The organism is Aneurinibacillus sp. UBA3580 (genome assembly GCF_002375825.1).
Classification (GTDB): Bacteria; Bacillota; Bacilli; order Aneurinibacillales; family Aneurinibacillaceae; genus Aneurinibacillus; species Aneurinibacillus danicus.
The window spans coordinates 14,960-28,404 of sequence record NZ_DFMZ01000090.1; the positions used below are offsets into that span (position 1 = coordinate 14,960).

9 protein-coding genes and 1 pseudogene are annotated in these 13,445 nt (G+C 48.6%); all 10 read right to left on the reverse strand.

The genetic code is table 11. From position 1 onward, the window contains the following. Positions 1 to 911: glycosyl hydrolase 2 galactose-binding domain-containing protein (locus tag B2899_RS13070; protein ID WP_286886384.1), on the reverse strand; the 911-nt coding region annotated here is incomplete at its 3' end. Positions 912 to 1,060: 149 nt separating this feature from the next. Continuing rightward, positions 1,061 to 2,245: an N-acetylglucosamine-6-phosphate deacetylase gene (gene nagA / locus B2899_RS13075; protein ID WP_414631779.1), complete on the reverse strand. Its 1,185-nt coding sequence runs from the start codon at positions 2,243 to 2,245 to the stop codon at positions 1,061 to 1,063. Between the two features lie 246 nt (positions 2,246 to 2,491). After that, on the reverse strand, positions 2,492 to 3,379 hold the full coding sequence (locus tag B2899_RS13080) for a YitT family protein (RefSeq protein WP_286886442.1): 888 nt from the start codon (positions 3,377 to 3,379) through the stop codon (positions 2,492 to 2,494). A gap of 256 nt (positions 3,380 to 3,635) precedes the next feature. After that, a complete protein-coding gene (gene lhgO / locus B2899_RS13085; RefSeq protein ID WP_286886385.1) occupies positions 3,636 to 4,868 on the reverse strand; it encodes an L-2-hydroxyglutarate oxidase in 1,233 nt (410 codons plus the stop codon). A 204-nt stretch (positions 4,869 to 5,072) separates the two neighbouring features. Next, positions 5,073 to 6,014 (reverse strand): glutarate dioxygenase GlaH, encoded by a 942-nt coding sequence (glaH, locus tag B2899_RS13090; protein ID WP_146808809.1) that lies wholly within the window; start codon positions 6,012 to 6,014, stop codon positions 5,073 to 5,075. Positions 6,015 to 6,419: 405 nt separating this feature from the next. Further along, positions 6,420 to 7,728: pseudogene (locus B2899_RS13095) on the reverse strand (amino acid permease). 335 nt (positions 7,729 to 8,063) lie between these two features. After that, positions 8,064 to 8,393 carry a DUF3870 domain-containing protein gene (locus B2899_RS13100; protein ID WP_146808805.1) on the reverse strand — a complete coding sequence of 110 codons (330 nt, stop codon included), beginning with the start codon at positions 8,391 to 8,393 and terminating at the stop codon, positions 8,064 to 8,066. A 90-nt stretch (positions 8,394 to 8,483) separates the two neighbouring features. After that, on the reverse strand, positions 8,484 to 9,929 hold the full coding sequence (locus B2899_RS13105; protein ID WP_286886389.1) for an aldehyde dehydrogenase family protein: 1,446 nt from the start codon (positions 9,927 to 9,929) through the stop codon (positions 8,484 to 8,486). A gap of 24 nt (positions 9,930 to 9,953) precedes the next feature. Continuing rightward, on the reverse strand, positions 9,954 to 11,282 hold the full coding sequence (gabT, locus tag B2899_RS13110; protein ID WP_371863535.1) for a 4-aminobutyrate--2-oxoglutarate transaminase: 1,329 nt from the start codon (positions 11,280 to 11,282) through the stop codon (positions 9,954 to 9,956). Further along, complete coding sequence (locus tag B2899_RS13115; protein ID WP_146808801.1) at positions 11,279 to 13,006, reverse strand: sigma 54-interacting transcriptional regulator; 1,728 nt, start codon at positions 13,004 to 13,006, stop codon at positions 11,279 to 11,281. The genes gabT and B2899_RS13115 overlap by 4 nt, the downstream gene beginning before the upstream one ends. Positions 13,007 to 13,445: the final 439 nt, after the last annotated feature.

Consider the following 13,445-nt stretch of genomic DNA (forward strand, 5'->3'; position numbering starts at 1 on the left):
GCCTCTGCCGTATCGACAGGCTCGCCATCGATCCATACTTCAAACACGGCCCGGTACAGGTTCGGGTGTCCCAAATCCCAGCTCCACCAGAGGGCGGGATTGTGCACGGTCATCCGCAGCGCCTGATTCGTCGAACCCGGACGCAGAAACACAGGCATAGTCTGCGTCATGCTTACGGTATTTTCTACCGTAAAATTGTGGGGGACAAGCCGCACTCTCAATTCAATGTCTCGCTCATCCCCTGTCTCATTGTGCACCTCTACATCGAAATATACGTTCGCTTTTGTATAATTGTCCCGCAAATGAGGTGTAATGCGTACACGCCCCAGATGGACCGCAGGCTTTGCCACCAGCGTTACGTCCTGCCAGATGCCGCCCGGATTGATGAGCGGATTCGGGTACTGCGCATTGGCTGCGGACGGCACCTCCGGACAATCCGTCAGCCCTTCCTGACGTACCGGAAGACAGTCCCAGTGATACAGCCCGCCTTTGACAATCTCTTTGCGCTCGGGCTTTTTATCGATGGCGGACGTCACTTTTACAATTAATTCATTTTCTGCCGCAAACCGCAGGAAAGCGGTTACAGGGAATGTAAATGAATCGAAGTCCCCTTCGTGTGCACCCAGGTATACACCGTTCAACCATACCTCGGAAAAGTAATCTACTCCTGCAAAATGCAGAAAATAACGGACACCGTCCTGCTTCTTTGGTGCATGGAACGTTCTGCGGTACCACATCACACCCTGGTGGTGTTCAAAACCGGCCTTCTGCCAGTGGGAAGGCACGGCAATCTCTTGCCAGGATTGTTCGTTCGATGCGTAGACGATCTTATTCTCTATGCTGTTTTCAAATGTATTATCTTTATCGGGCAGGCATTGCCATACGCCGCGTAAGCTCCATTGCTGATGCATATAGGACCACCTCTACCATATACAAATACGCTCTCTTTTTGTTCCCGGTGACCGATTATCTCTGTGTTTTTTCAATACAATAGCCTAACTGTAAATCTTTTTCGGTAAAGCGTCAATGGGATTTCTACGATTTATACTATAACAATATTTCAACATGCATGAAAGGCGATTTGCCCGCGGCATATCGTAAGAACAACCTCATTTTTCCTGTCCAAAACGACAAGGTCGGCGTCTTTTCCGGGAGAAATGCTTCCTTTGCGGGCAAACAGTCCGAGCTGCTTCGCCGGATTGACGGCGGTCATATGGACAATGTCTTCGAGCGGGCAACCGGTAAAACGCAGCATATTCGTAACGGCGTCTTTCATCTTGACGATGCTGCCGGCGAGCGTTCCGTCCGCAAGCAGTGCCTGTCCTCCCCGGACGGCCACTTCCTGGCCACCGAGCTCATATATGCCCTCACCCAAACATTTGGCACGCATCGCATCCGTAATGAGAATCAGCCCTTCTCTGCCTTTCTGCCGGTAAGCCAGTTTCACCATTTCCGGGTGGACGTGAATACCGTCTACAATCAATTCCGCAAGCAGTTCCGGATGAAGCAGCACCGCACCGGCCACCCCCGGCTCACGATGGTGCAACCCTCGCATCCCGTTAAACAGATGGGTGGCGTGCCTAAGTCCGTGCCGCACGCCTTCCGCCACTTCCTCATATGTGGCATCCGAATGGCCAACGGACGCTACTATGCCGCTGCGAGCAAGATGAGATACAAACTCCATGCCGCCTGGCCGCTCCGGCGCGACCGTAACCAGCCTAATCGCTCCGTCCGCAATCCCCTGCCATTTCTCAAACAAATCGATGTCCGGATGAAGCATCTTATCCGCAGGCTGGGCGCCCGCCCGCTTCGGCGAGAGAAACGGACCTTCCAGATGCACGCCAAGCACCTCCGCCATCCCCGGCCCGTTTGCCTGTTTACGATAGGCGGCGACATTCGAAAGCGCCCGCTCGATCGCTTCCGCCTCCTGCGTCATCGTAGTCGCAAGAAAAGCTGTAGTGCCTTCCCCCGGCAGGTGTTCCGCGATGATGCGCAGTGCCTCGGACGTGGCATCCATCGCATCCGCTCCGGCCGCTCCGTGAATATGCAGGTCAATCATGCCGGGAATCAAAGCATGGTCATTCGAAAAAGAAAACACCCTGTCGTACGTTTCTTTTTCTTTAAAGTCAACCATCCTTCCGACTTCATGAATCATTCCGTTCCGGAGCACAATATATCCTTCATTAATCACTTGCCGTTCTGCATAAATTCGGACATGGGTAATGAGGACGCTTGTCAGGTTCATACGCCCGCTCCTCCTTCTTGGATCTGTATATAGATAACGTTTGATGTTTCAACATTTATATAGTGGTGAGAGATAAGAGAGGTGAAGGAAGAAGAACAAATAAGATGGAGGAAAAAGGCGAAGGCCTTTTTCTTCCCTTGATCTTTTTTCCTCTTCTCCTCTTTCTTTTCTCATGATTTTCACAGAAAAAAGCAATCCGTGTTTCGAAACATAGATTGCTTTTTGCGCTTATTTCATACTCATGGGTTAGTGGATGTCCCGCTTCTTGAAGTTTCCGCCCTTTACATTGTTAATCGAGCCGACGGCCAGAAACGCCTTTTCATCAATGTCCTCAATAATTGATTTCAGCTTCGCTTCCTCCAAACGGGTGATGACGCAGAAGATGACCTTTTTATCCTCCCCCGTGTAGGCGCCTTCTCCGTTTAAGTAGGTAACACCGCGTCCAAGACGGGCCAGCAGCGCATCCCCAATCTCCCGGTGCTTGTCGCTGATAATCCACACGGAACGGGACTCGTCCAGGCCCTGAATGGTTACATCAATCATTTTAAATGCAATATAGTATGCGATCAGCGAATACATCGCCCGGTCCCAGCCGAATACAAAACCCGCGCTTCCAAGAATGAAAATGTTGAAGACCATGACCGTCTCCCCCACCGAAAACGGGAGCTTCTTATTAAACATAATCGCAACAATTTCCGTTCCGTCAAGGGAGCCGCCGTAGCGGATGACCATTCCCACGCCGATGCCCAGGATAATTCCACCGAATACCGCAGCCAACAACGGATCTTCTGTTAGTTCCGATACAGGGTGAAGAAAGGATGTACCAATCGACATAACCGTTACACCCAGTAGCGTAGAGATGGCAAACGTCTTCCCGATTTCCTTGTATCCCATGATAAGGAAAGGAAGGTTCAACACAAAAAGAAAAACACCAAGGTTTACTCCCGTCAAATGAGAAAGGATAATAGAAATGCCTACGATACCGCCATCTATAATCTGGTTGGGCACCAGAAAAATCTCCAGGCCGATGGCCACCAGGCAAGCCCCCAGAACAATAAACAAGGAGCGTTTGGCAATCTTCGCTTTGGTCAGCTTTTTATGGGCCCGCTTATACTCTTGTACATACTCCAACAGCTAATCTCCCCTTTATTTCTTGATAAAATTTATCATCTTGCTTTATTTATTGTAACAAATAAATTTCTCGATTTGTATAAAGTATAACTTTTCCCATAATTTCATTCACAAAACCAATGAGAAAAACTCGCGGACGTTGCCGCTCGTCCTTTTTCCACATCGAAGACAAACGGTCGGCACACGCCTCGCGAGTTTTTCCTACACTATAACAAAAAACCCGGTTCATGACCGGGTTTTGCCTATTTTCTATTTTTTATTATACCGAAACCGCCGGTACGACATGCGCTTTTATTCTGGATTCCAGACTTTCCGGCACCCGGTTCGCAATCTCCTCGCCAATCTTAATCGAAGCGGTAGCCGCCGGCGACGGAGCGTTGCATACGTGCATGGAACTTTTACCGGAGAAGATGGCGAAGTCGTCCACCATGCTTCCGTCGTGCATGAGCGCCTGTGCGCGTACGCCGGCATGAGTCGGGACAATGTCTTTCTCCGTTAGCTCAGGGATAAGACGCTGTAAGCTGTGCAGGAACGCCTGCTTGCTGAAGGAGCGTACCATTTCTTTCATGCCCTCTTTCATATTCGGCATGGCCATTTTCCAGAAGCCTGAATATGTTAATACCTCAAACACGTCTTTTATATCGATATCCTTCTTGGTGTATCCTTCACGTTTAAATGCCAGAACCGCATTCGGACCTGCATGCACTTCTCCGTTAATCATGCGGGTAAAGTGAACGCCGAGAAACGGAAAATCAGGATTCGGCACCGGATAAATCAAGTGCTTAACGAGGTGGCGTTTCTCGGGCACCAGTTCGTAATATTCACCGCGAAACGGAACAATCTTCATGCCTGTTTTCATGCCGGTCATTTTTGCCACGCGGTCACTATGTAGCCCCGCACAGTTAATGAGGAAGCGCGCTTCGATGGTGCCGCGGTTGGTTTCGATTGTCACTTTGTTCGCTTCTTCCGCGATATTTTCCACTTTTGTGCCAAGACGCAGCTCACCGCCGCCTTCCTGAATGATGCGCGCAAACGTGCGGGATACGCCTTTATAGTCAGCAATACCGCAGCTTGGTACGCGGATGGCTGCCAGTCCGGCTACATGCGGCTCAATTTCTTTCAGTTCTTCTTTATCGATTTTCTTTACATTCAGCTCATTTTGCAGACCGCGCTGGTATAAATTATCAAGCAGCGGCAGCTCTTTCGGCTCCGTAGCCACAATAACCTTACCGCATACGTCGTAGGCGATGCCATGCTCTTTACAGAATTCCACCATCGCGGCATTGCCTTCGCGTGCGAAGCGCGCCTTATAGCTGCCCGGTTTATAGTAAATCCCGGAGTGGATTACACCGCTGTTATGCCCGGTCTGGTGGCGAGCCCAATCCTTCTCTTTTTCAATCATGATAATTTTCGCTCCGGGATACCGCTTTGTCAGCGCCATTCCGGTCGACAACCCTACAATCCCTCCACCGACTATCGCAAAATCATACATGCTGTCTTCCCCCTATATAAATTCTACTTTAAAGATATGGACATTCTTTCATGATTCGAAATAAGAAAAGAGGAAGAAGAAGGATTGAAGATGAGAATTGAAGGAGAGAGATACGGGCGATTTATTGACGGAAAAAACATTCGTTTTTTCCGTCTTGTACATCGTCCTCTCTCATCATCCTCTTTTCTATTCTCCTTTATTATATCATACGCGTGCAAAATATCCGCGCTGGCGCATCAACTCACGATGCAGTTCCGGATGCTTCTCGAATGCTGCGCGGCCGTGCATCCAGAACGTATTGTTCAGCATAACCAGGTCGCCAACCGGAAGTTTCAGAGCATGCGTCGCCGGAGAATTCTCCAGGGATTCGGACATCTCTTTTAAGTACATTGCCTCATCAATCGTTTCCGGATATGCGAATTGGTCGATAAAGCAAATGCACGGCTTGTTGTTGATTTCGTAGAACGTCGTGCGCTCTACGGTTTGCTGTACGTTTTTGCTCGGCGGCGCTTTGTACGTTATTTTCACGCTGGCAATCGGATGCTTGCTGAACTTATCAAGGTCTTCCCAATCGTCCAGGTGAAGGAGACGGGATTCTCCGCCCTTCGCATTCTTCTCGTCCATCTTCATCATCAGCAGCCAGTCGGTCGGCTCGTCAACGAATGTACCGTCTGTATGAAGTGTGAACAGGCGGTATGCCTGGCGCAGATAGGAGTCGCTGTTATCGGTGTCCTTCACCGTAAAACGTGCATAGAATGTGCCTGTCATCGCATCAAAGTTTGGAATGCCGATTAAGTGCGTTAATGCAGTTGCGAATTTCACGAATTCCTCGGTTTCTTCTGTTTGACCCTGTACGCCGATGGTGAAGCCCCCGGTTTCGCGCTCATTGAGGATATCACGAATGTTTTGCATAAACGACTGACCGAATAATTCTCTGAACTGGTACGCAAGCACCTGACGGGCATACGGTGTATATTGCAGCACTTGTTCACTTACATCTTTGCAACCTGCAAAGAACTGCTGAAGCAGTTGATTATCCAATTGGATATGGTACATTCTTTTGTGCTGCGGATGCGGCATGATTTCATAGCCTGGTTGCTTGGTAAGATACTTCATTTCCACTTTTGTTTCTGTTGCAATTGTCATGCTTAATTCCTCCTCCATTTTGCATCTTTTTAATTTGCTTCTATATTTGTAAAGCGACCGGCCGGGGTGGAGGCCGGCCGCCTTCCCTGCTCGTTCTTGCATTCGGTCAGCCGTTTGGTAGTCTCCCGCATAAAACAAAAAGCCAGTTACACTTCTCCCTCCATTATCTGAAGGATAGATAGTATAACTGGCTCTTATTTACGAAACGGCTTCGATTGCTCGAAGGGCAGTAAACTAGACAGTCTGTATTATGCGATTCATGCAGTTCATTAATAAGCTTTACTAATTCCACAGGTAAGACAGAAACCGGAATGCGAGAAGGGAAACTTCTCTGCAAGTTCTGACATTTTCTACTGTGCTTATGTCTTTATCCTATCGTATTGTTAACATTCTGTCAATAATCTTTTATACAATTTTTCTTGATTTTTTTATTTCTTTTTGTTCCGGTCGTGACGTATTCCCTTTCGCACGGTAAAACATAAAATAGGAGCCGACGACCAGAACGAAAATGAGTGAAGTCAGGTAGAACTGTAAACGCATGTCCTCGATGAAAGCCTGAGCCACAAAAATGGCGGCCAGCGCAACGATCGTTGCGTATGTTAAATACGGAAACAACCACATTTTCACTTTAAGAGCCGCCGGATTTTCTTTTTCAATTTTTCTTCTTTCGCGAATATGTGAAATGGCAATAAAGATGTACACAATCATCGTTACACCACCTGCACTGCTAGCCAGGAACACAAACAATTTATCCGGAGACATGAATTTAAATGTGGCGCAAACGTAAGCAAACAATGTGCTTGCCAGTACCGCCCAGACAGGTACACCTCTTTCATTCACCCGCAGGAATATACGGTGGGCGTCTCCTTTTTGTGCCAGGGAATACAGCATGCGTGAGCTTGTATAAAGCCCCGAGTTTAAAACTGAAAGCAACGAGATGAAGACAACAATATTCATAATGGTTCCCGCTGCCGGCAGACCCGCCATATCAAATACGCTTGCATATGGAGTTTTCATCAATTCCTTGTCATCCCACGGCAGAACGGTAACCAGAATGGCCACGGAACCGACAAAGAACAAAAGAATACGCCATACTACACTGTTTATCGCTTTCATGACATTCTTTTCCGGATTTTCCGATTCTCCGGCCGCGATGGCAGCAACCTCGCTTCCTACAAGAGAGAACGTAATAAAGACAACACTCAGAAAAACAGGCAAAATTCCTTGCGGAAAGAATCCGCCGTTTCCGATAATGTTCGTAAGCCCCGGTGATTTGATACCCGGTACTAATCCGAATATCATAGCGACACCCAGGCACAGAAACACGACAATCGCGGCCACTTTAGTAAACGCCAGCCAGTATTCGAATTCTCCATACGATTAAACTTCCCACCCACACCGGGATTGAAGGTATCCAATCATGAATCATCGCACCGACCAGGGTTGCCTCAATCGCGACAATAATGACCCAATTAAACCAGTACAACCATCCGATTGTATATCCGGCCCACGGTCCGATGGATTGATGTGCATATGTGGAGAAAGAGCCGCTGTCAGGCTTTAGCACAGCCATTTCTCCAAGCATACGCATCACAAAAACGACCATTAGCCCACCAAGGATATAGGATACGAGGGCAGCGGGCCCTGTTGAATTAATAATCGAGCCGCTTCCCACGAATAATCCGGCGCCGATAACCCCACCGATTGAAATCATCGTTACGTGTCTTGTTTTTAAATCCTTGTGCAGTTCTTGTTGTTGATTAGCCAAAATCCCACCCCTTTAAAATAAACATAGTAAAGTCAACTGAAAATACTGCTAAAAAAAACAGATTTAATAAAAAATTTAGAATTTACAGTATAAATTTAGTCTGCAAAAAACAAGAGCAAAAGTCGAAGCCTGGTGAATGAAAAAGCCGTGGCGATGGAGTAAAGCAAGATAGAGTCAGATCTCCACCGCCGGCTCCTCATCCTGTCTCGCTTTTGCCCTGTACAAGAAGTGATGCTTTGATGTTGAAAGGATACAATGTCAGGACAAAGCGTGATGCGTTTTTAACTTGAAGATTTCTGAATATACAGCAAATACTGATTATGAAGATCACGAAGCGCAGCCACCAGCGCATTCTGGGCTTTTCCTTGGTAATAGTCCGCAATCCGCCGGCTAAGCTCGTCGATTCCGTCCTGCAGACTGCATCCGCGCAACAGTTGGCCGATAAAATCCCGGCCATGATCTGTAGCAAGCGTACAGGAAGCTTCGAGAATCACATGATATTTTGCGTCCGCTTCCACCGTAATCGTAAGCGTATCAAAAATGCTGCGCGCCGCCATTCCCTGCGGCAGGCGGGCGTGACCCGCAATAAAATACGTTTTGCCTGTAAACATCCCTGCAACACCACTTTCCAGGAGAAATTTATTTCTCCTGATCATACCTTTCCATTTTGCGTACTGTCAATTTCCGCCGCAAAAGGTGGTTTACATCCGATCCATATAGACCGTTTTTATCTGCGTATAAAATTCAATTGCAGTTTTGCCTTGCTCACGGGAGCCGGTACTGGAATTCTTGCAGCCACCGAACGGTACCTGCGGCTCAGCTCCTGCCGTTTCCGAGTTCACGTGTACAATCCCCGCATCCATATCATCTACGAAACGCTGGGCCAGTGTGAAATTGTTCGTGCAAATGGCCGCGCTCAAACCGTATTCCGTGTCATTCGCCATCTCAACCGCTTCTTCGTAGCTTCTCACCTTAAACAGCGCGATAACCGGCCCGAAAATTTCCTCGCGTGCAATTCTGGCATCGACCGGTACATTCTCAAATACGGTCGGCTGCACGTAGAAGCCGTTTGCCAGTTCTTCATCCGCAGGCGCCTCTCCGCCGCACAGCAGCGTCGCCTCTTTCTTACCGGCCTCAATCATTGCCATTACGCTGTCACGCTGTGTTTTAGAAACGGCCGGTCCCATGAATGTGTTGTCGTCCAGCGGATTGCCCACTTTTAATCCCTTTACGCGCTCCACAAGCCGATCGCGAAACGCCTCATAAATGCCCGCTTCAACAATGACGCGGCTTGTCGCCGTACACTTCTGACCCGTAGAACGGAACGCACCGTTAACGGCAATCTCTACCGCTTTGTTTACATCTGCGTCCGCAAGTACAATCAGCGGGTTCTTACCGCCCATCTCAAGCTGTACCTTCTTGCCCTTGGCGGTCGCACGATCCTGGATTTGCAAACCTACCCGGTTGGATCCGGTGAATGAAATGGCCTTAATGTCCGGGTGTTCAACAATCTCCGCGCCTACGACAGATCCGCGTCCGAACACACAGTTAATCACACCGGCCGGGATGCCCGCTTCATCAAACGCCTTCATAACGTGGTAGACTGATTTTGGAGTAATGTCCGCCGGCTTAATGACAACGGTATTGCCGTAAATAAGAGCCGGAGCTATTTTCCACACCGGAATGGCAATCGGGAAGTTCCACGGTGTAATCAAACCGATCGGTCCAACCGGTACACGTGTGGTGTACAGGAACGTCTCGGGATTTGCGGAAGGGATAACATCTCCCACAGGTTGGCGAGCTTCCGCTGCGTAATACTCAAGGATGCTAATCGCACGCTGTGTCTCCCCGATACCTTCGGCCAGCGTTTTTCCCTCTTCCAGTGTCAGGTCACGGCCTATTTCCTGGAAATTCGCTTTTAAAATATCTGCCGCTTTCTGCAGATAGAAGGCACGCTGCTGGAAAGAGAGCTTTTTCCAGACAGGGAATGCTTTCTTTGCTGCAGCGATCGCTTCGTGTACGTCTTCCGCCGCGCTTATAGGGAATTCGCCCAACACTTCTTCCTGGTTATGAGGATTCTGATTTTCACTGTATTCTCCGGTTGAAGGCTCTTTCCATTGTCCGTTGATATAGTTGTTGTAACGCATGGCTCTCTCTCCCATCTATAGAATTTATTTAGATGCTGTCGCAATCGCCTGCTCCAGAATGCCCAGACCTTTCTCCAGCTGCTCATCCGTAATAACAAGCGGCGGAAGGAAGCGGAGAACATTGCCGAAAATACCGGCGCTTAAACCGAGCAGTCCGTTGTTCCAGCATTCGCTGACCACTTTGGCGGTCGCTTCTTTCGCCGGCTCTTTCGTCGCGCGGTCTGTAACAAGCTCCATTGCTACCATCGCGCCGAGCCCGCGTACATCCCCAATAATGTCGTATTTGTCCTGCCAGTTTCGGAATGCGTCCATCATGCGGCCTCCGACAATCTGTGCACGCTCCACAAGATTTTCTTCTTCAATCACATCAAGCACGGCGAGGCCTGCGGCACATGCGACAGGGCTTCCTGAGAACGTACCGCCCAATTGTCCGGGTCCGGGAACGTCCATTAATTCCGCACGGCCTGTAATTGCGCTCAACGGCATACCTGCGGCAATCGATTTGGACAATGTCGTAATATCGGCGGCCACGCCGTAATTTTCCATTGCAAACAGTTTGCCTGTACGCGCAAAGCCGGTCTGGATTTCATCGGCAATCATGATAATGCCGTATTTGTCGCATATGCGGCGAACGCCTTGCATGAAGTTCGCAGACGGAACAATAAAGCCGCCTTCGCCCTGTACCGGCTCCATAATAACGGCCGCTACGTTATCCGGCGCCACTTCGCCTAAGAAGAACTGTTCAAAGTAATTCAAGATTTGTTCATCCACTTCTTCCGGCAGCATGCCCTGCGTCGCGCGGTAATAATAAGGATACGGAAGTTTATATGTTTCCGGGGCAAACGGGCCAAAGCCTTGCTTGTACGGATTTACTTTGCTTGTCAACGACATAGTCATCAGCGTACGGCCGTGGTAAGCGCGTTCGAAAGACACAACAGCGCTGCGCCCGGTTGCTTTTCGCGCAATCTTCACCGCGTTTTCTACCGCTTCCGCCCCACTGTTGGCAAACATCGTTTTCTTTTTAAAGCGGCCAGGTGTTTTCTCATTTAATTTCTCCGCAAGTTCAATATAGCTTTCATATGGCATTACATGGAAGCAACTATGAATGGAGGACGCCGCCTGCTCTTGAATGGCCTGTACCACTTTCGGGTGGCAGTGCCCCACGTTCTGCATGCCAATGCCACCGGCAAAGTCAATTAATTCATTGCCGTCCACATCTATAATGGTAGCGCCTTGCGCAGAACCTACATATAACGGCGTTACATGATACGGGCCTATTGCAACTGCATTCTGGCGGCGCGCATGGAGCTGCACCGATTTTTGACCTGGCATGGTTTTCATATCCGTTGTCATATTGTTTCTCCCTTTCTTGCTCCCCAATATTTGTTTAACTTGCGTACTACCGTAGACTGATTGACCTTTAATACTTCAGCGCAGCGATACGTATTTTCATACTTATCGTATGCCATCGTGAGGAGCTGCTTTTCTACTTCTTCTACCGCCTGCTTAAGCGGACAAAGTCCTTTGACTTTAATCATCGGCGCAGCACGGTAACCGCCGCTATCTCTTGCAATGTTCACGGGAAGGTGATGAGGAAGAACCTCGCTCCCTTCACTGGTAACAATCAAGCGTTCCACCATGTTCTCCAATTCGCGCACATTGCCCGGCCAGTCGTATGAAATCAATAATTCGATGGTGTCTTCATGGAATGTCTTTACAAGTCCGTATTTCTTCGCAAAACGCGCCACGAAATGCTGGATAAGAGCCGGAATCTCCTCTTTACGCCGCCGTAGGGGGGGAACGGAAATCGGAATGACATGCAGCCGGTAGAACAAATCTTCGCGGAAACGCCCTTCCGCAATTAACTTCCGCAAATCCTGGTTTGTGGCGGCAATAATCCGGGTGTTTACAGTCAGCAGCTGGTTGCCTCCCAGCCTGCGGAACGTATTGTCCTGCAGAAACTGTAACAGCTTGACCTGCACATTTACCGGTATTTCCCCGATTTCGTCCAAGAACACCGTCCCTCCGTCCGCAATCTCAAGCACACCTTTCTTTGCGGTGTTCGCGCCCGTAAATGCCCCTTTCTCATAACCGAACAGCTCGGACTCAATCAGCGTTTCCGGAATCGCACCACAGTTGATATGCACGAAATTCTTGTCATGACGGTGACTTGCCCGGTGCAGACGCTGGGCGATCATGCCTTTCCCGACTCCGGACTCCCCGATAATTAGCACCGTAGAGTCTACATGGGCTACCCGCTCAGCCAATTGGTAAATCTGCTGCATTTCAGGAGACAGCACGACCATGTCGGCCTGCGTTTCTCCTTTGTTCCGCTTAAGCTTCTCAAGCTCGATCCGGTATGCGTCCAGTAGACTTTCCGTTGTCTCCAGACGCTGGCGCAGCATTTCCACTTCCTCATACTCGCGCGAGTTAAAAATAATGCGGTGAATGCTCCCATCCGGGTTAAATACCGGGTTGCCGATAACATACAGCTTTTTGCCATTCGCAGCGACCTGCACACCCGATACTTTGGTGCGCTTCTCGATGATCTCAGGCGTTAGACTCGGCGTAAAACCGCCTTCCTCAGCCAAATCCGTCGTCTTCATGCCAAGAAGCTCTTCCATCTTCTTTCCATACAACTGCTCGCTTTTCGGTCCGGCGCGTAAAATGCGCCCCTCTCCATCTGTAACGAGAATTTCGTCAAACGACGTATCAAAAATGTTTTCCAGCTCAAAATACTGGTCATCGCGTCTAAGGACAAGAAAATCCGCTGTGTGAACACCACCTTCTTCATACCGCTTCCATTCTCCGCGCAGCGAAAAAGAAGGCATTCGAATCTGCGTCTCCCAGTAATCCTGTCCAATACGGCAGAACGATTCATAGGAAGAAAAAACAAGAGGCAGGACGTCAGCCAGGTGTTTCTGTACAACATCATTTTCTTTAAATAAAAACCAGTTCTCCATTTCGCCCTGCCAGCCTGTGACAAACCCGTCCGGTGAAAGGACGAGCAAACCGTATGGCATCTGACGGACTAATTTATCAATATTCGGCGCCACATAAGCTTCCAATATTTTCACCCGCTTTTCCGCCCTCCTCTTCTATCTTCCTCACCTTTTAACATAGCAACTACCATGCCAAAATTAAAAACTTGATTTATAAGGGATTTTAAGAGAAGGACATGAATTTTTAATGCAATTTTGCATTCAATTTTATTGTAATATACTGAATAATTCTAATAGAAGTATTAATTTTAACTTTGTTGGTTTCAAATGCTATATCGCATTGTTTTAATGCGAATTCGCATCAAAAATACAACGTAAAGGAGAAAAATACAAAAAGCCTCCATGTAAAACGGAGACTTCATGAGCATCATATTACATTGTTTTTTGTTTGGAACGTGTAAACCCCTGGAAAGCAAACAATACGACCGTACCGATAATGAGTAGAGTGGAAGCGGCCGCAATGGTCGGGTCAACCTGGGTCCGCATGTTTTCCCACATAACAATCGGAAGAGTC